We start from the raw sequence: 19,166 nt of genomic DNA on the forward strand, positions 1-19,166 counted from the left end.
CTTGGTATCAACCGCTTGAAAAAAAGCTGCCACTTGCCACATTCGTCATCACGACTCTTGTCGATACAGTCGACGCAGCAGATGGTTTGCTGTCAATGCGTGAAGCGATCGTTGCGTCGAATCTTAACAGCCCATTTAGCGATGCTCCACCTGGTGATGAAACCGGAGACCGAATCGTTTTCTCGAAGTCGATTGGCAGCGGAACCCTGTCTGTCACCGAAGGAGAGTTTACAATCGAAGACGACCTGATAATACGCGGTCGCATAGGTCCGGAATCAGAACAAACTTCGCTTTCTGGAGAAAGCAACACCGGACGAATATTTCGAATCAGTACGTCGCAACGCGTCTACATGCGCGATCTGACTTTTGAGTCATCATCCTCGGAAGGTAATGGCGGCGTTGGGTTTCTGGACAATGGCAGCGATGCAGTCTTCGCAAACGTAAACTTCCGCAACGCCTCCAGTGGAGATCAGGGAGGAGCTCTTTTTCTTGACAATGCAAAATTGAAATTGACAACCGCCGAATTCACTGAAAATTTCGCATTCAACCGTGGTGGCGCGATTGCTGCTGTTGGACGCAGTGTTGTCGTCGCGAATCAAACAGTTTTCGGTGGCGAAAGGGTTGGCAATGAGTCGCGACGTTGGGGCGGGGCTATTTCTATAACCGATGACTCTCAGTTAATTTCCAATAGCGATTTTCTGGACAACCGATCAGGAGATGGAGGTGGGGCCATTAACGCAATTGATCAAACCCGAATCAATATTTTCGGCGGAAACTTCGTGGACAACCGTGGTACTGCTGGCGGCGGAGTCGAGTTCCAGGGAGATTCCCTCTATATTTCGAATGCAACGTTTTCAAACAACGATGGAACGGCTGGTGGAGCATTGTCAGTCAGCGGAGCGACCTCCGTTATCCTAAATTCGACATTCGACTTGAATACCGGTGGAAACGTCGGCGGTGCCATCGTGGTTAAAGATGGTAGCTTGATGTACGTTCAAGGCTCGTCGTTTGAGGGTCATTTCTCAACAACAGGCGGAACGGTTTGGATCAGCGACTCGAAATTCGTTTTACGCGGTAGCCGTATTGAATCGAGCACCTCGTCCGAGAGCGCTGGCGCAATTTTGCTTAAAAGTCGTTCAGGATCGCCGGCAGAATTGAGGGTGGTTAATTCGGAGCTAAATTCGAACATTGCCCAAAGAGGGTTTGGAGGAGGCGCAATTGCCGCTCGCGGCGGTCTGACCGTCATTACAAATTCCAGTTTCGACGGCAACATGACAGATCACCTCGGAAATGGAGGCGGATCCGGAGGCGCGATTCACACCGCAAACGATTCGAGGGTGTTGGTATCTGGAAGTGAATTTACCAACAATGAATCGGGCCACGGTGGCGCGATCTTTCACCAAGGAGATTACTTTTTGTTATCCGATTCCGAGTTGAGTTCGAACTCATCAAACGAGGATGGCGGCGGCGTTTTTACGGGCTCGCGTTTAGCGATTGCAAATTCGACGATCAGCCAAAATGTATCGACGAATGGAATAGGAGGTGGCGTGTTTGCTACCAGCGAGGCAACACTGGTCTTACGTGAAGAGACAACTTTCTCTGCCAACTCGGCAATGAGTGGAGGAGCGGTCGGAGTGTTTGACTCTCGTGCCTACATCTCCGACACCCGCTTTCAATCCAATGTCGCCAGTCTGACAGGAGGGGCAATAACTTTTCTGAGTCTTGGAAATTCGTTCATCACGGCGTCGACATTTTTCAGCAATACTGCAGGCGAACACGGCTCAGCGATCGACGTGAAAAACGGAGGCCAGGTAGCTTCAGTGAACTCCAGATACGAATCAAATCAAATTAATTCAGATTCTGAATCAGGAGTTGTTCGCGTCGAACTTGGAGGTGTCTTTAACAGCTACGACGACGTATTCGAAAATAACTTTCCTAACAACGACATATCTAATTAGGAGTTTGATGCAGTTGGGTTAGTCGTGGCATTCCCAAGTCGATCTTTTTCTGGGTCCAGCGTTTCTTTGTATTTTGATCGCTGTTGTTTGCAGAATTGAGAATGTGAGGTGATTGTGTTAGCCAAGTACTGATATTTCGGTGACAAAGTGCTTCAATTTTGTAGAATTGTCTATCTCGAATCAGGGCAAGGCGAGAGCAAAGGTAAAACTGTTATCCCACTTCAGTGACCAAGACCGATGCGAATTGTGGATGTGGATAAGACGCGTCGGCGCGAAACTCCGATGGGACTTCGCAACATCCGATAGCCTGCGTTAAGTGCGGCGTGCCCTGCGCACGCGCAGCATGAGCATGCTGTGTCACGGTCAGGTTCGAACAACGCTGCAATCCAACAAACGCACGCACTGCCAATCTGGATCGATGTTCAGTCATGCGACGTTGGAAAGGCATGCCTTACGCGAGCGTGAGACATGGCATCCGCTCGAGTCGCGGGAATGCCTGACGCGCAAGATGAGTGATGGGAGACAAGACGGCAGGCAAGACGATTCTGGACATCACCATCGCCGCCATGCGCCGCTCCGGCAACGAGCCCGACGCCGAGGAGATGGAAGCCTTGCGCGAGAAAGTCGAAAGCAGCTACGACGAAACGTCGACGAATTGAGGCGTCGGCAATCGTTGGGATTCGTTGGGATTCAAAAACAGGCCGGCTGCAACAACCTGCTCCCAAACAATCGATGATCGACTTTACTCCAATCCCAAATACAACACGGTGAAGCTCATTGTGTTGGTAAGCCCATGCCACAAAACGAGGGGCCATAGATTCCGCTTGAACACGAGGAACATGGTACCGAAAGCCAAACCAATCAGCCCCGTCATCACCAACCCGCGAACTCCCTGATAGGACATGTGGGCGAAACCGAACAACAGTGCCGGCGCAATCACTGCCAATGCGTTTCCAAATTTGAGATCCGCAAATGCACTCTGCAAACGGGTAATCAAATAGCCGCGAAAAAACATTTCTTCCCCAAAGGCCGTGGTCGTCCAGACAATCACCAACCACAACAGAAACATTGGCAAGTTTCCTCGTACATTGTTAAATCGTTCCTGGATGCCAACCGGTGTTTCGGTCAGGGCTTCCCAACCAAACACTTCGGCTCCGTACATTACCGGCCCAACAAAGGCAAGGAATACCAGGGCCACCAAAAAGGACTGTGGAATGACGAGCAATTTGGCTTTCACTCCGGGTAAGGCCCGGAGTCCCATGTCCGACCACTTGAGCCCACGAGTGCGTAGATAAAATGTCAAGATCACCAGCACCATCACGAGTGAAATCGGTCCGGAGAATCGCAAAGTTAACTGGTTGACCAAGAACTTCAAAACTATCGCAATACCGATGAAGAGTATGACCTCAACCACCAACGCGAACCTGGATGAAGGAGTGCCGCCAAGTGTTTCCAGGTGCGTGGTGCCATGTTGCGGCAAAGATTTCGCTGATTCGTTCATGAGAGTCACTTTTGTTTCGTCTGTCTTTTCAAGAAAACCTGGCATCGCACGCAAAAGTGCCACATGCATGAACTCTACAGAGCGGCATGGTAGTTGTCAATGACAACTATTTTCTGAATCAGCTCCAAGAACGAACGCCAGTCGCCGAATAGATACCAAACGCCTGCTTTAATTGTTTGGTACGACGAGACCACTGAATGATAGACAGTCCTCAAATATCATCTGATACCACGAATATCTCCTGTTCGACTCAACCTACCGGCTTACGTTAAAACGTGGTTTCCTGCACTGTTTATCATGTACGCATGCCAAACGTTGGTTGCGTTGGGCTTCGCATATGGTGTCAAGTTCTTCAGCGATGACTCTCGCGCTCTTGATATTCAAATGATTGGCATGTCATCGGCATTAGTTGGCGGGGCCTAAGTATTACTGCTGGCTTGGGTGGATGTATAACAGCTGGAACCGTCATTCTCAGGAAGCGTCCAACGTCCATTCGATAACCTGCACCGGTCCGACACCCTGATGCGATAGCCCAAGACCGGCGGACTCCGGTTTCATGTTAAGCAGCTAAAGCTGCACGATAGTTTCTTTCGAATTCTTCGGGCGTCTGGTATCCCAGAGTTTGATGAATTCTCTTCGAGTTGTAAAACGCCTCGATGTATTTGAAGACGCTGATGCGAGCCTCTTCAAGGTTTCCGTAGCGACGATGCTTCGTCCATTCGTGCTTCAGCGACCAGAAGAAGCGCTCCATGACGGCATTGTCGTAACAGCATCCTGTTCGGCTCATCGAGCACTGAATGTTCAGCGTGCGAAGAATTCCCTGAAACGCGTCGCTGGTGTACTGACAGCCTCGGTCGCTGTGATGAAGCAGCGTTCCGGACTCTGGCCGTCTGGATTCAATCGCTTTCCTCAAGGCTTCGGTAACGATCGGTGTCGTCAATCGATCGCTCATCTGCCAACCGACAACTTTGCGGCTGAACAGGTCCAGCACTACTGCGAGGTAAACCCAACCACCGACCGTCGGCAAGTAAGTGATGTCTGCCACCCACTTGCGATTCGGAGCCTCGGCATCAAACTCCTGGGAGAGAAGATTCTCAGCAGGCTTTTTGTCAGGGTCTGACTTGGTCGTCGTTGGTTTGAACTGTCGCGAAACACAGCTTTTAAGCCCCATTTCTCGCATGGCTGTCGCTACCGTGTTGCGACAAGCCGTTTCCAGTTGAGCGTCGTTAGCAAGTTCCTCAGCGATCTTGTAGCTGCCGTAGATCTGCCCTGATTCTTCGTAGACCTGTTTCACAGATTCGCGAATCGCGCGAGAACGAACCGCACGTTTACTCTCGGGCCGATCAATCGAATCGTAGTAGCCGCTCTTGCTGACACCGAAGATTTCACACATCAGCGTGATGGAATACTGGTCGCGATGTTGTTTGATCCACGCGTACTTCACTGCGACTCCTTCGCGAAGTACGCCGTCGCCTTTTTTAGGATTTCACGTTCCAGTTCCGCACGCTTCAGCTGCTTGCGAAGGCGTTTGTTCTCTTCAAGAACCTGTTGCAGCGATGCCTCGGGACCGCAAGGTTCAGGCTCCGGAGCATACTTTCTATGCCAGTTGCGAAGGCTGTTCTCGTTGACATTGACGGCTTCAGCGGCGGCTCGAAACGAGTAGCCCTCACTGACGATCAGATTGACCGCATCACGCTTGAACTCTTCTGAAAAAGTCCGGCGTGTGCGTTTTCCATTGCTTGACATTGCTTCCTCCAAAGCGGATTCTCGTATCTTCCGCCGGAGTCCGCCAGTCTTGGGCTATCGCATGATGCACACCGATCGACACCCACCTGGTAGTGGCTGCAGCGTCTCGCCGCAGTATTTCTGGTAGTAGCTGAGGTGAGACGCCGCAGCCACAAGGTTCTGAAATCGCCTCCAGAAAACCGGCCACGAATGAACGCCAGTCAACGCGAATTCCGCACTGACGATTCGCGTGCATTGGCGTCCATACGCGGTTCAACCACAGACGGTTTTGCGCCAACTGATCGGGAAACAAACGGGGACGCTGCGAACGTGACTCATTTCTTACCGCGTTGCTGGGCATAGGGACGTCCCCACTCGGTAACGAGGAAGGCTGCATTCGGTGGAGTGCAATGCAAACTTGCAGCGCTGCAGGCGGCCATTGCAGCGCTGCAGCCGGTCATTGCAGCGCTGCAACGTAATCCTGCAGCGCTGCAACCGGCTTCTGCAGCGCTGCAACTTGGCTCTGCAGCGCTGCAACTCGGCTCTGCAGCGCTGCAACTCGGCCCTGCAGCGCTGCAACTCGACTCTGCAGCGCTGCACAACGGCTCTGCAGCGCTGCAAAGCGGCTTCATTCAATGGATTTTGACCCTACGAAAGCAACATTGCCGCTGCTCATTGATGCAACTGTGCAGTTCACTGAGGTTTGCCCTCAATGGCAGAACGAAAAGCATTCCCAGCTTGCAAAGTCAATTTGACGAGTGCACTTTTTCAGACGCCAGAAATGTGTGCTGGCCGCGGGTATATCAATAGTGAAGTGCCTCGATTGAGTTTCGTCGCTGTTTTGTCTCCATTCTGTTTCCAGCCCCCCGTTGTTTGCTCATCCGTGTCGATCTGTGGCTAAAACCATCTCACGCCATGGAGCAAAGAGATCCGCGGCCCGACTTTGGCTCATAGCGACGACGCCACATGACTACTAAACTGGGGTTTCTGATCGCGTGCCGGCGTTCGATGCAAGTGACTTCCACCACTCTTGAGCGTCCAGCATCAAGCTGAACAGCAGTGGAATCGCCAGCAGTGTGAAGATCGTTGAGAACACCAGTCCACCGACGACGATCGCGCCCAGACCGCGATAGAGCTCGCTGCCAGAACCGGGTGCCAGGACGAGAGGCAACATTCCGAATACGCTGGTGCAGGTGGTCATGAAAATCGGACGCATTCTCGTCCTGACCGATTCGCGAATTGCTTCTCTGGCCGGCATCGGGGCTACAGATTCTGACAAATCGCCATCGGCATCCGTTGCTTCGCCGCGCATGTTGTTGAGTGCCTGATGCACAATCAAGATCGCGTTGTTGACGACCACGCCGACCAGGATCACGAAACCCAACATCGTCAACACATCCAGCTGCTGAGTAGGATCACTTTGGCGGACCAGCCACAATCCGATGAAGCCTCCGACGGTTGCCAGTGGAACGGTGAACATGATCACCAGCGGATACAGAAAGTGCTCAAACAACGCGGTCATCAAAAGATAGGTGATGACCAGAGCCAGAAAGAATCGGCTCAACGCGACGCTGCCAATCGAACTCCAGTTCCAACCGCTCCATCGCCCCATCAGTGAAGCCCGGACTTCCGAAAGTCGATCCGCATTGCCAGAGAGTGAAACAAACGTATCACTGCCCAAATAACCATCGGCTCTCGCCTGATCGACGATCTCCAGAATCGTGGCCTGAGCTTCCTCCAGCGCGACGTCGTTGGGAGGCGACACGGTCAATGAAATCGCTCGCTGCTGTTCGACTCGGCGAATCTCCTGAGAGGCCTCGGTCAGGACAAAGTCCGCAATCTGTTCCAGAGGCACGACTGCAACCGAGCCGTCTGCTTCCTTCACGGCGATGGGCAAACCGGCGATTTCTTCTGGCGAAATTTCGACCGATGGATCACGGATGAGAATCAGGTCGATGTTGTCACCTTCAAAATCAAAGTCGCCGACAAACGTTCCGTCGATCATCGAACGAGCCGACGTTGCCAGATCGCTGACGTTGATGTTCAAACGCTTGGCCACCTCCTGCTTGATGCGGAGTTGTCGTTCCGGTCCCGATTCATCGAAGTTGTCAGGCGAGGATCGCACTGAGAACATTGAAAACTGTGCCTGTAGTTGACGTTCCAAATACGAACACGCAGACTTCAGTCGCACCAGATCGTTGCTGCTGACTTCGATGTCGACCGCATTGGAACTTCCCGATCCTCTCCCGAAAATGGAAGCTTGCGACGTGACGCCTTTGCTGCCGGGGATGATGTCGAATGCCCTGTTGAAGACGGCCGCGATTGGCTCAACGTTGTTCGGGTCATCGCTGATGCCGATCATGAAAACACTGCCGCGAGCGACGACAAAAAAGAACTCTTTCAACGCCGGAATGTCGTAAAACTCTTTCCCGGTACGCTTGTCGACCGCCGGTCCGTACTTCGATGCCTCCTCAGAACTCTTCGCGCTCCAAAACGGCTTTAGCTCTTCCTCAATCCGCTGCCCGACATAGAAGTTTTCCATCACCGAATATCCGGCGGGAGTCGACATGCGACAGAAGGTGAAATTCTTGGTCCCGTTGGGTAAGTAGCTGGCAGGCAGCATCAACAGCATGCTGATCGAGATCGCCATAACCATCGTAACAGCGACGATCACGATTCGAAGCCACGCACTGGAAAGACTTCGGAACGTCAACAGATAGATCAGCGCCGCCCAACGATCACCGATCCAACCAAACAATTTCGCGATCCCGAAAATCCCGTAGGCAGGTCGGTTCGCTCCGTCAGCCTGGGCGCGATCGGCTGCACTGTTTTCTGAAGGCCGCAAGAAAATTGCAGCGGCTGCCGGGATGACGGCAATCGAAACGACGAACGATAACGCAACCGCAGCACAGATCGCCAAAATCAGGTCGTAGAACAGTTGGCCTGCTTCGTCCTGAATCGTCAGAACCGGCGCGAAGACGGCGATCGTTGTCAGCGTCGACGCCAGAATCGCACCCCAGACCTCACGCGTTCCCGAGTAGGCAGCACGACGCGGAGTGGCACCGCGCTTCAGATGTCGGTCGATGTTTTCCAGCACGACAATGGCGTTGTCCACGACCATCCCGACGGCAAAACTGAGCCCCGCCAACGAGATGACGTTCAGGTTTCGGCCGGCGAACCACATCACCACAAACGTGCCAACGACCGAAATCGGAATCGAAACCGCAATGATTAGTGTGGACCTGAAACTGCGCAGAAACAGCAACAATACCAGGACGGCCAATCCGCCGCCGATCCACAAATTGGATCGGACCAGACCGATGGCGCTGTAGATGTAATCTGAATCGTCAAACGCCATTCGCAACCGAAGTCCATAACGATCGTTTTTGAAGCTGCGCAGAACGCCACCTTCTGCGTTCATCTCATCGACGACTTTCTTGACCTGTTCAATGATGTCCAGCACGTTACTGCCGGTCTTACGTTTGACAAAAATGGTCATCGACGTCTTGCCTTTGGATTGGTCGAAGTGAATCGACTTTTCCAGAACGAGCTCAACCTTCGCCACATCAGAAACACGGACCGGGCTACCCATGTCGTCGTACTTGATGATCGTATCGCGAAGTGGTTCCAGCGAGTCGTACTGACCCAGGACTCGAAAGCGAATGTCTTGCCGATTGTTGGCCATGTCGCCAGCCGAAGCGTTAACGTTGTCCAGTCGCAAAGCGTTGTTCAACTCGGAGATCGTGATGCTGCGTCGAGCCAAAGCCCTGGGGTCAAACCGAACCTGGACTTGATGTTGGCGGCCGCCTTTGATTTCAATCTCTGCCACCCCGTCCACCCGTTCCAGGCTGGGATTGAGAAAGCGGTCGGCATAGTCATAAAATGTCGCCACTTCAAAATCAGGGTCTTTGGCTTGCAGCAGCAGATATGCGATCGCGTTGTCGCCAGAAGTATCTGCCACGTCGATGATCGGCCTGTCGACATCTTCCGGATACTCTGGGACCTCATCGATCTTGTTGGAGACTTCCTGCAGGATTCGCTCCGGCGAAGCACCCACGTTGAACTCCAGCGTAACTCTGGCACTGCCAAGGCTGGCGACCGAAGTCATCTTCCAGAGCCCCTGGACTGATTTCAGTTTCTCTTCCTGTTCGATGATGATCGATTTTTCGATCTCTTCCGGACTGCGTCCCGCCCAGTTTGTCCGCACCGTAACGACTGGCCGATCGACATCAGGAGTCAGCTGGACCGGAATGTTCGCCAACGCAATAACGCCAAACAGAAGGACAAGGATCACACCGACGGCAGCCTTAACCGGGTTTTCGATGCTGAATTTTATGATGTCCATGGTGATCCGGGTCGTGAGGTAATTTGTATTCGAACGGGTCGAAGTTCTTTAGACGAAAATGAACTTCCGCGGTCGGCATCAGGAAAACCCAGCATGCCGCGGCGAGCATTGGAAGCTCACAAGGCGTTGGCGACTGAGACTCAACGCCCGGAAACCTGTTGCCCGGTACGGTACGCGCCAGGCACTGCCTTTAACGGTGAGCGATCCGGATCGATGCGAACCGTCGCACCGGGAATCAAGCGTTCCAGCCCTTCGGTCACGACCTGAACTCCAGGTGTCAACCTCTCGACGTCCGATTCGCGTGCACACGCAATCGCGTAGGAATCGCGTGTGTGCGACAGAACGTGAACCGGAACCGGCCGAGCCTGCCATACCGTTTTCGTTTCCTGGTTGTCAGCGTTTGAGTTAGGATCGCCGATTTCAGCAGATGTAGCGGACTCCAGAATCCAGACGTTCGACTCGTCAGGCTTCATCAGCACGGCGTCGCGTGGAACCAGGATTTCTGTTGACTCTTTCTTCATTGGCACCATCGCGCTGACGCCCATTCCCGGCAGCAACTTGCCACCTTGATCGTCCAATTGAATTCGTACCGGAAACGTTCGGCTGCCCATGGCTCCCTGTGCGTTGATGGAAAACACATGGCCCTGGATTCTCAGCCCCAAACTGTCGACGATCAAATCAATCGCGTCGTCGACCGCGATGAACGGCAGTGAGTCTTCAGGCACCATGATCTGTGCGTCGATTCGACCACTGGAAACGATCTCAACGACCGGACTGCCAACCGAAACGTACTCGCCGACTTCCGCATGTTTGGCAACAACACTGCCGTCGAACGGAGCGTAGATTTCCAGACGCGCATTGCGTTCCCGGGCTTCGTTCTGCAGCACCACCAACTGCCCGATCGAAGCCTCCAGACTTTCAATCGTCGCCCGCTTCAGTTCGACTTCGCTGGAAGAAACCGCGCTGCTGCGGAGCAGTTCGTTGTAGCGAAGAAGGTCTTTCATTTCAAAAGCCAACGTCGCTTTCTTCTCGGCGATTTGGGAAGCGATTTTGCTTTCGTTGAGCTTCGTCCAGGTATTGTCGATTCGCGCCAGCAGCGTTTCGCCGCCGATGACTTTTGATCCTTCGTCCACAGAGAACTCAATGATCTTGCCGGCGACTTCCGTAGCAATCGTCGCGCGACGCACCGCAACCAGATCTCCAATCAGAGCCCGTTCTGGAGTGATCGATTTTCGTTCGATGGTGCCAACGCGAACCAGTTGGGCCTGCGGCCCGGACTTTTTGACCGGCTTCTTGTCGGGGCTGCCGGCGTTTGCGGCCGCGTTCGGGTTCAGCAGGCCTGTGCCGAAGTAGGTTGCGATGCCTCCCAGGAGAAACGCCGTCAGGGATGCAGATAGAAGTGAGGTCCAGAACCTGTTCTTCAGAGCAATCTCTCGTTGAGAGCTGGACGTGATCGAATTCATTTGCGATTCCGGACGAAAATTTTGTTAGGTCTTCCCGGCAAGCAGCCAGGTCATTGGATAGTCTAGTTCCATTATTTCAGTGCGATGCGGCACTGGACGTTCAAAGGCCAAAACGGCAATATCTCTGAGACCGGTTCCTGGAACGCCCATCGCTCCGAGGCTACTTCTCTGCCGGATCTATCGAATAGGCGGATCTATCGAATAGGCGGATCTATCGAATAGGCGGATCTATCGAATAGGCGGATCTATCGATTGAGCCTCGGCTTGGGGCTGGCGTTGTGAGAAGTTGCGGAACCGGCTTGCCGGGAACTTCTTATTATTCAACCAGGATCGCAATGCTGAGTCTCGTTTTTTCGATTAACAATGCCAGTAGCAGAAAAGGCTCGCCATCATCAGTCGCGAGAGCCGGTGCACTTTGAAGCCGAGACACAGGCGAGTCGGGCCCTCTGCCGAGTGCACTTTTTCAGACGCCAGAGATGTGTGCTGGACATGGTGATTGCTTCAATCGTTCCTTGTCGCGGTACCGTGCCTGAAAACGTCGGGCACGGGGGTAAGGAGCTTTGCCGCCTTACGCGTTTAACGGCAGGTAGAGCCTTGCGCTTTCAACGGCGGCTAGCGCCTTGCCGCTCATGTTTGCAATAACGGCCGCCCGCGCCATGCGCAATTAACGGCGGCTCGCGCCTCGCCGCTGATGTTTACCAAGCGTGCCTGGAACGGCGAACTTGAGGTTCGAAACTGGCTGTGGTCAATCTGGACTGTTTCAGATTGCTATTGGTCGACTTTCGCGCCGGTGGCTTTCTGATCGCCAATCGTCGAATCGTCCAAGCCCGGAAGTTGCCAACGCTTGAACGGATGAGTCTCATGTTCATCAAGCATGATTTTCTCGATTCGCTGAACTACTTCCGGGAAATCTGCGGCAACATCCTTCTCTTCGGCAACATCCGTGCTCAAGTCGTAAAGCTCGACTTTCCCTTTCAAGCCGTTGACTCGATAGCCCTTCCATTTTTCAAGGTGAACCGCCTGTTGATTTGCTCGCTCGTAGAACTCCCAATAGAGATACTCTCGCGGTTCCTGTTGGTCAGGTTGGTTGCGCAACGTTGGAAGTATCGAAATGCCGTCCATCTGATCGGACTTGGCCAACCCGCCTGCATCGGCGATCGTCGGCATCAAATCGTATTGCGTGGTCCACTGGTCGGTCGTTGAACCCGCCGGGATCGTGCCGGGCCAACTGGCAATCAGGGGAACACGAATCCCGCCTTCGTAAAGGTAACGTTTGTACATTCGAAACGGACCATTGCCGTCCCACGTTTTCGTTCGCCCGTAATAGCTGTCTTCATCGCCATTGTCGGAGGTCCAGATCACGATGGTATTTTCAGCAAGCTCAAGCTCTTGCAAGGCTTCCACAATGCGTCCAACATTTCGATCGTGTCGCGTCATCAGCGCGGCGTAAAGCTGCTCAAGTTTCGTGAGTTCGTGGCCGTCGAGTTGGTCGTAGCCTTCGAGTGACGGCGTCCACAGCCCCTGAAAGGGAACGGTCTTCGCGTCTCCATGCGGCACGGTGCTGGCGAAGTAAACGAAAAAGGGCTTCCCTTTGTTCTCCGTCATGAAATCGATGATCTTGTCGGTGTAGAGATCTTCGGTAAAGACACCGTGTTCGCCCAGCACCGGAACGTGTTCGCGGATTTTGTTGCGCGCGTTTTCGGGAATCGGTTTCTTGACGCCGTTTTCCCAAATGTGGGTTCCGTAAAAACTGCGGCAATCTACGTGACCGAGGTAGCCCAGCCAGTAATCCCATCCCGTGTGCGTGATCGTTTCTGGCTTGCATGCTCCTCCGACACTAAGTTTGCCAAAGCCCGCGGTCGTGTAGCCCGCAGCCTTCGCGACTTCTCCAAGCAACGGGTAACTTGGCGGCCAGTCCGGGACCGGAGCCGTACCGAAATTGGCTCGCCACGCCGCGTGACCACCGTGTTTGCCGGTCAGCAGACTACAACGAGACGGACCGCAAACGGCATTGCCGGCATAGGCTCGCGTGAATCTCATTCCGTTTGCCGCCAGACGGTCCAGATTCGGCGTCTTGATGATTTTCATACTGGCGTCATCAAGCTTGTAGCAGGGAACTTTGCCGATCCCCCAATCATCGGTGTTGATGTAGATGATGTTGGGCTGACGCGACTTTGTTTTGCCCACCAGCGGATCGGCGTTCGCGACCACTCCAGTTTCGCGGACTTGCGTGATCGGCTCGTTTTCATCTTCGTTGAACGGCTGTTTCGTCGGGGCGGCGTTGAGGCTGAGCGCGGCGATGCCTGCAAAGAGCAGGGCGAAGACAATGGCCGAAATGTTTGCTGATCGTCTATTCGTCATTCTGTTGCTCGTACTAAAAATGTGTCGTGAACGATGCGTGGTCTGTGCGCTCAAATTCCTCAGCGGCACCGTCGCCCAGAATCTGCTGCACTGGGCGGCGTCGTCAGGAACCGCGATTCTGAACTCTCCCTGGCAGATAGTAAAGCACCGTCGAGCCTGACGCCGGGGGGGGGCGTGCACGCTATTTTCAATCTCGCGATACCCGATAGCTGCAAAGCGGCTTACACTGTTCCGCTGGAGAGCTTCTGCAACGTTGCAAAACAAAAGTCCGCGATGCCGGACGGGAGTTCTCGACACTGCTTGAGGTTGATGACAAATGCCAGTTGAACGACAAACGATTGATGACTGGAATGGTCAACGCGTGCTTCCGGGAGAATCGAAAGACATTTTCCTCGCAGTCAGCGAAAGCTATAGCGGGATGACTGTCAAAATTCCTGTTCACGTCCGACGTGCCAAAGCAGACGGGCCAACCATTTTTGTCACCGGTGCGTTGCACGGCGATGAGATTAACGGCACGGGTGCGATTCGCCAGCTGGTTCAGGACGAAGAACTGTCGTTGGTAAGAGGTTCGGTGATCCTCGTTCCCGTGCTCAACATTCTCGCGTTTGATCGTCATTCGCGATATCTGCCGGACCGACGCGATTTGAATCGTGCGTTTCCGGGATCAGAAACTGGAAGCTTGGCAGGTCGAATGGCTCGGACCATTTTCGACGAAATCGTGATGCGTTGCGACTATGGCATCGACCTTCATAGCGCTTCGGTTCGCCGCACGAACTATCCGAACGTGAGAGGCGATTTGCAGAACCCGGAAGTCAAACGGATCGCGGAAGCTTTCGGTTGCGAGATCATTATGGACGGCAAAGGGCCCAAGAAAGCACTGCGGCGAGAGGCCTGCGAGGCCGGTTGTCACACCATTGTCATGGAAGCCGGAGAGGTCTTTAAAGTGGAACCCGGGATCGTCGAATCTTCGGTACGCGGGGTTAAAAACGTGCTGGTAGAGTTAAACATGCTGGACCAGGAACCTGAGAGCCCTGACTATCAGGTCACGGTCAAGAAATCGAAATGGATTCGCGCGGAAAAAGGTGGCTTTCTGGAGTTTCATGTGAAGCCCGGTGAGGTGATCGAAAAAGGCCAACCGATTTCAACTAACACGAACTTGCTGGGCCGCGACCGTCACACCGTTTCTGCGCCTTTCGACGCAGTGGTGATCGGCATGACGACTTTACCAGCGATCAGCCCAGGCGAACCGATTTGCAATCTGGGTATGCTACCCAAATCCGTGAAACCGGCTGAGCTAAGAAAGCTGCGAAGAAAAGAGCAGGGCCTGGAAGGCCGCGTCGTTGAAGAACTCGCATCAAACCTTCTGGTGGTCAAGCCAGAGCTGGATGACTGACAAAGCGCAACGAACCGGCAGCTAACGCCTTGCCGCTCACATATACCAAAACCAAACAGTGCCCAGACTGTTCATCAAAGGTTAGCTGTCCAAGTATCGAAATTTGATTGGATCATCGTCGTATGTTGCGGCGGAATAATATCGCTTCTCGAAATCTATTTTCTATCGCACCAAGTCGCAGCCATTCGTGAGCGGTTTCTAACACCAACGGTTTGAGACGGAACCGTTTTCAGATCGCCGTTAACTGAGTCGACGCATTCGAGGCATTGCTAATAGGCGGACAATGCATGCCTTCAGCCGTGACCCCGTACATCAAACGCGGATCTTGAAACCGACTCCCAATCGCAATGTGAGGCACCGACTGTGGCCGAACGTCCGGTCAATATCGATTCACGTACCACTATCCAAACTTAACAACTGCCTAGCCTCCATTGCCTTGATTCAGGCAACGATCATTGATACGATCCATTTCAGAATCTCTTCCCTCGATGTTAACTGCCCTCATCTCTGCGACTTTTTTGGTCCATTGGAAAAGGAAGAAACATGAGATCCCCTTCGAAGAGAATCCGTAAAGGATTTACGCTTGTTGAACTGCTGGTCGTGATCGCAATCATTGGCATCCTTGTCGGATTGCTGTTGCCCGCAGTACAAGCCGCACGGGAAGCTGCCCGGCGAGCAGGTTGCCAGAACAATTTGCGGCAATTGATTTTGGCTTCGACGAATTACATCTCCGCCTACGATCGGTTTCCGCCTGGTTCCGGGCCGATGACTTTGCAAGGCGGAGGCATGGCTCAGTTTGGCGGCAGTTGGATCGGAGAGATTCTGCCGCAAATGGATATGCAGACGCTGGCCAATCAGTTGGCCGCTGGTGAGGGAGCCTGTCCAACCAATGAGGACATGCAGCATAAGTGTGCTCAAATGGCGATCCCGGTCGCGGCTCTCTATTGCCCGTCATCAAAACAGAAGGACTACGAGGCGACCGATACATTGCTGGCGGGCGCGACGACACACTACATCGGTTGTTCGGGGCCGGTCTCGACTGATTCGAGCGGATCTTACCCTTCATACGATGCGGGAACTGGATACGGTCCGATCGGAGTTGGCGGAGTGTTTTCACCGTTTCTCAAGCGGGGCGCGACCTATCCTACGTACTCGAAGAAAACAGCGATCGGAACGCAAGACATCGGCGATGGAATGTCAAACACGATCGCCTATGGAGAAACTTCACGCTCAAGCGTAAACGGTGGATTCCTTGCCCATCGAGCGGGCTGGACTTTCGGCGCAACGGGAACTCCAACGACGATCGGCGGCCGCGTTGTGTTTGTTCCAAGTCGAACGCTGACGGTGAAGAGCGTCGGCGTCGATGGGATCAATGCGAATCGGGACTACTTCGCAGAACCGGAGTTCGAGAACACGCATTGCTTCAACAGTGCGCATCCTGGCGGAGCCCAATTTGCGTTTGCTGACGGCTCGGTGCATTTTGTTGATGACGGAATCGAGATCAACATTCTGCGTTCGCTTTCCAGCATCGATGGTGCAGAAGTCGTATCAGCAGGCGATTTTTAGCACGCAGGAATAGTTGGATTGGCAGGACGAAACGGCTCTGCTTGGAGATAGGTTGGAGCCGTAGGAACTCGTTTAACGGCAAGCCGCAGGCGACGGTGTCTGCAGCGAGCGCTCGCGGTCGCCTACGGCTTGCCGTTAAACAAACGCGATTGCACGCCGCGGTGGCGTAGAGCCGCGCATTTCGCGTTTTTCGCACGCGGGGATTGCTGGATTGGCAGGACGAAACGGTTCTGCTCGGAATTGAGTCGGGGCCGCAAGAATTCGTTTAACGGCAAGCCGAAGGCGACGGTGTCTGCAGCGAGCGCTCGCGGTCGCCTACGGCTTGCCGTTAAACAAACGCGATTGCACGCCGCGGTGGCGTAGAGCTGCGCATTTCGCGTTTTTCGCTCGGTTGTGAACTATGTGAGAAAAGATTGCGTTCTGTTACAATGGGAATCCACGAAGTGAGGCAACTGCCTCTCTCACTTTGCTCGTCCACTTCCCAAAAAGGGCTTCTTATGCGATCCGTTCTCAGCTTGGCAATTGCGGTTTGTATCTTGAGCGCGTCCAGCGTTTCTTTCGCTCAACTTTCAAAGAAAAATGGCTTTGGCCAATCCAAGATGCCGCCCACGGTAAAGAAGGACCCGGCGGAAAAAAAAGAGAAACCGCCAGGGGAAGATTCAGCTGACGAGGACACGGATGCTGCTGCGAACAACAACGCGGGTCCTGCCAAAAACAACGCGGCCAAAAAGCCTGATGTTCCGGCTGAGAAAAAACTGACTCCGGCGGAACGAAAAGAGAAACTGCGGCTTGAAGTAAAAAAGCAGTACGAGGATCTCTTTTCTTCTACGGAGAAATACGAAGTTCGGCTCAGCAACAAAGCACTGGCGTTGAAGAGAGGTCGGCTGATGGCGACGACGAAGAAGAACGGCTTCGTCGTTTTTGAATCGTCACGAATGATCGTGGCCGTACCAACGAAGTCGCTTCACAAGAAACTGGCGGCCGAAGTAAAAGATCGTCTGGATAAAGCGAAAGAAATTTACGCGAAGACTCGTATCGCCTGTGAGGACGTTCTTGAGATCCCAGAAACAGGCGAGGAAAAGCTAGTCGGTCTCGCTGGCCGACAGAAGTTCAAGATGTTCATTCATCGCAAGCCGAAACCAGACCCGAAAAAGAAATCTTCAAACGCCGACGAAAATGCTGCTGCGAAAACGGATTCAGATTCGAAAGAGAAAGAAGCTGACGAGCCTTCGGCAGACGAAAAAGACGCTGACAAACTCCAGGCGAATTGACTCACGCTTTCGCCGATCCGCGCGTTTGTAATACGCCAAAGTGATCGGCCAAGGCAATTTCTGACTCGATAGACATCCTTTGGATATGACTGAATTGCCCTTCAAGACTTTCTTGCGCCGCATCGTTCTTGTGGCCATGCTGACTTCCGTTTTTGTAAACTTCGCCGCAGCTCAGGACAGGAAAAACGTGCTGTTTATCGCTGTCGATGACCTGCGGCCGGAACTTGGCTGCTACGGCAAGCAGTACATGACGACACCCAATATCGACGCGCTTGCTTCGAGAGGCGTGTTGTTTGAAAGTGCCTACTGCATGGTGCCAACCTGCGGGGCAAGCCGTGCCGCTGTTATGAGCGGACGGCGTCCGGCTCCGACTCGGTTTCGAAACTACCTGACGTGGTTGAGCAAAGAAGTTCCTGACGCGATGCCGCTGCATGCCCAGTTCAAGAACGACGGCTACACGGCGATCAGCATTGGAAAAATCTTTCACCACATGGATGATCACGCGGACGACTGGTCAGAGCCGCCGGTCCGTCACCAGAGAATCCGGTACTTCAATGAACCTGCGAGACAGGCGTCGATCGCGGAACACAAACGGAAGTATCCCAACTCCAATCGCGAACGGCGTGGCCCGGCGTCGGAGTCCGCGGATGTCGCTGATGAGGAGTACGGCGATGGCCAGTCGGCGACGGTGGCGATTGAAAAGCTGGAACAGTTTTCGAAAAATCCAGAGCAACCTTTCTTTCTGGCGGTTGGCTTTAACAAGCCGCATCTTCCGTTCATCGCGCCGAAGAAGTATTGGGACATGTACGATCGAAGCGAAATCAAAATCGCTGAAAACCATCAAACGCCTGACGATGTTCCCAAGGTTGCTCTGCACCAATCTGGCGAACTGAGAGCGTACTCGGATATTCCGCCGCGAGGACCGATGGACGAGTCAAAAGCAATCGATTTGATCCACGGCTACCGCGCATCGATCAGCTTTATCGACGCTCAAATTGGGCGGATCATCGAAACGCTTGACCGAACGGGCCTGGCGGAAGACACAATTATTGTCCTGTGGAGCGACCACGGTTGGCAGCTTGGCGAACACGGTTTGTGGAACAAGCACAGCTGTTTTGAAACTTCGATGTGGACGCCGCTGATCATTTCGGTTCCCGGTGATGATGCGATCAAAGCAGGCCAGCGTGCGACCGGAATCGTGGAATTGATCGATCTTTATCCGACGATCTGCGAGCTGTCCGGCGTCGCTGCACCGGAAAACCTGGACGGCAATAGCTTGGTTCCAGCGTTGCAGGATCCCGCCGTGGAATTGAAACCTTACGCCATCGGTCGCTATCAATTCGGCGACACGATCCGGACCAAGGACTTTCGCTATACCGAGTTTCGCGGCAAAGCCGGCGGCAGTTCCGGCAAAGGCCCCGTTGGAATGGGCAAGATCATGGGCCGCATGATGTTCAGCCACGCTTCGGACCCCAACGAAAATGAAAACGTCGCGAACAAGGATCGTTTTCAGGACGCAATGCAACAACTTTCCGCAGAGCTGAACGCCAACAAAGGCCAGCCCTACGAAAAGTAAACGGAGC

The 19,166-nt window shown here is 53.6% G+C and carries 13 protein-coding genes; 7 read left to right on the plus strand and 6 right to left on the minus strand.

Annotation, left to right across the window (positions count from 1 at the left end; translation table 11 throughout):
- Positions 1–95 precede the first annotated feature (95 nt).
- Positions 96–1,958 (plus strand): hypothetical protein, encoded by a 1,863-nt coding sequence (locus MFFC18_RS13140; RefSeq protein ID WP_157665175.1) that lies wholly within the window; start codon positions 96–98, stop codon positions 1,956–1,958.
- A 515-nt stretch (positions 1,959–2,473) separates the two neighbouring features.
- On the plus strand, positions 2,474–2,617 hold the full coding sequence (locus MFFC18_RS24970; RefSeq protein ID WP_157665176.1) for a hypothetical protein: 144 nt from the start codon (positions 2,474–2,476) through the stop codon (positions 2,615–2,617).
- Positions 2,618–2,700: 83 nt separating this feature from the next.
- On the opposite strand, the gene MFFC18_RS13145 is transcribed toward MFFC18_RS24970, so the two are convergent.
- From MFFC18_RS13145 to MFFC18_RS13155, 3 genes are all read right to left on the minus strand, one after another.
- Entirely contained in the window at positions 2,701–3,459 is a 759-nt protein-coding gene (locus MFFC18_RS13145) for a CPBP family intramembrane glutamic endopeptidase (RefSeq protein ID WP_157665177.1), read from the minus strand.
- A 559-nt stretch (positions 3,460–4,018) separates the two neighbouring features.
- Complete coding sequence (locus MFFC18_RS13150; protein ID WP_084416835.1) at positions 4,019–4,903, minus strand: IS3 family transposase; 885 nt, start codon at positions 4,901–4,903, stop codon at positions 4,019–4,021.
- Positions 4,900–5,205 (minus strand): transposase, encoded by a 306-nt coding sequence (locus tag MFFC18_RS13155; RefSeq protein WP_068267815.1) that lies wholly within the window; start codon positions 5,203–5,205, stop codon positions 4,900–4,902. The genes MFFC18_RS13150 and MFFC18_RS13155 overlap by 4 nt, the downstream gene beginning before the upstream one ends.
- 384 nt (positions 5,206–5,589) lie before the next feature.
- On the opposite strand from MFFC18_RS13155, the gene MFFC18_RS13160 reads away from it, so the two are divergent.
- On the plus strand, positions 5,590–5,994 hold the full coding sequence (locus MFFC18_RS13160; RefSeq protein WP_075085008.1) for a hypothetical protein: 405 nt from the start codon (positions 5,590–5,592) through the stop codon (positions 5,992–5,994).
- A 163-nt stretch (positions 5,995–6,157) separates the two neighbouring features.
- Here MFFC18_RS13160 and MFFC18_RS13165 read toward each other — a convergent pair whose 3' ends face one another.
- The 3 genes from MFFC18_RS13165 to MFFC18_RS13175 all read right to left on the minus strand — a co-directional run bounded on the left by MFFC18_RS13165 (position 6,158) and on the right by MFFC18_RS13175 (position 13,353).
- Entirely contained in the window at positions 6,158–9,529 is a 3,372-nt protein-coding gene (locus MFFC18_RS13165; RefSeq protein ID WP_075085007.1) for an efflux RND transporter permease subunit, read from the minus strand.
- A 140-nt stretch (positions 9,530–9,669) separates the two neighbouring features.
- Positions 9,670–10,992, minus strand: a complete 1,323-nt coding sequence (locus MFFC18_RS13170; protein WP_075085006.1) for an efflux RND transporter periplasmic adaptor subunit — start codon at positions 10,990–10,992, stop codon at positions 9,670–9,672.
- A gap of 768 nt (positions 10,993–11,760) precedes the next feature.
- Positions 11,761–13,353, minus strand: coding sequence for an arylsulfatase (locus tag MFFC18_RS13175; protein WP_075085005.1), 1,593 nt, complete (start codon positions 13,351–13,353; stop codon positions 11,761–11,763).
- Between the two features lie 316 nt (positions 13,354–13,669).
- Here MFFC18_RS13175 and MFFC18_RS13180 point away from each other — a divergent pair, with 316 nt between their 5' ends.
- From MFFC18_RS13180 to MFFC18_RS13195, 4 genes are all read left to right on the plus strand, one after another.
- Positions 13,670–14,746 (plus strand): succinylglutamate desuccinylase/aspartoacylase family protein, encoded by a 1,077-nt coding sequence (locus tag MFFC18_RS13180; protein WP_075085004.1) that lies wholly within the window; start codon positions 13,670–13,672, stop codon positions 14,744–14,746.
- Between the two features lie 543 nt (positions 14,747–15,289).
- Entirely contained in the window at positions 15,290–16,312 is a 1,023-nt protein-coding gene (locus MFFC18_RS13185; protein ID WP_075085003.1) for a DUF1559 family PulG-like putative transporter, read from the plus strand.
- A gap of 497 nt (positions 16,313–16,809) precedes the next feature.
- Entirely contained in the window at positions 16,810–17,583 is a 774-nt protein-coding gene (locus tag MFFC18_RS13190; RefSeq protein WP_075085002.1) for a hypothetical protein, read from the plus strand.
- An 85-nt stretch (positions 17,584–17,668) separates the two neighbouring features.
- Positions 17,669–19,159: a sulfatase gene (locus MFFC18_RS13195; protein ID WP_084417184.1), complete on the plus strand. Its 1,491-nt coding sequence runs from the start codon at positions 17,669–17,671 to the stop codon at positions 19,157–19,159.
- The last annotated feature ends 7 nt before the right edge of the window (positions 19,160–19,166 follow it).

The sequence above is a fragment of the Mariniblastus fucicola genome (genome assembly GCF_008087665.1).
Classification (GTDB): domain Bacteria; phylum Planctomycetota; class Planctomycetia; order Pirellulales; family Pirellulaceae; genus Mariniblastus; species Mariniblastus fucicola.

Bases quoted from the DNA above. Each gene is read 5' to 3' on its own strand.
- MFFC18_RS13140 (WP_157665175.1), top strand. From the start codon at position 96: ATGCGTGAAGCGATCGTTGCGTCGAATCTTAACAGCCCATTTAGCGAT.
- MFFC18_RS24970 (WP_157665176.1), top strand. From the start codon at position 2,474: ATGGGAGACAAGACGGCAGGCAAGACGATTCTGGACATCACCATCGCC.
- MFFC18_RS13145 (WP_157665177.1), bottom strand. From the start codon at position 3,459: ATGAACGAATCAGCGAAATCTTTGCCGCAACATGGCACCACGCACCTG.
- MFFC18_RS13155 (WP_068267815.1), bottom strand. From the start codon at position 5,205: ATGTCAAGCAATGGAAAACGCACACGCCGGACTTTTTCAGAAGAGTTC.
- MFFC18_RS13165 (WP_075085007.1), bottom strand. From the start codon at position 9,529: ATGGACATCATAAAATTCAGCATCGAAAACCCGGTTAAGGCTGCCGTC.
- MFFC18_RS13170 (WP_075085006.1), bottom strand. From the start codon at position 10,992: ATGAATTCGATCACGTCCAGCTCTCAACGAGAGATTGCTCTGAAGAAC.
- MFFC18_RS13175 (WP_075085005.1), bottom strand. From the start codon at position 13,353: ATGACGAATAGACGATCAGCAAACATTTCGGCCATTGTCTTCGCCCTG.
- MFFC18_RS13180 (WP_075085004.1), top strand. From the start codon at position 13,670: ATGCCAGTTGAACGACAAACGATTGATGACTGGAATGGTCAACGCGTG.
- MFFC18_RS13185 (WP_075085003.1), top strand. From the start codon at position 15,290: ATGAGATCCCCTTCGAAGAGAATCCGTAAAGGATTTACGCTTGTTGAA.
- MFFC18_RS13190 (WP_075085002.1), top strand. From the start codon at position 16,810: ATGCGATCCGTTCTCAGCTTGGCAATTGCGGTTTGTATCTTGAGCGCG.
- MFFC18_RS13195 (WP_084417184.1), top strand. From the start codon at position 17,669: ATGACTGAATTGCCCTTCAAGACTTTCTTGCGCCGCATCGTTCTTGTG.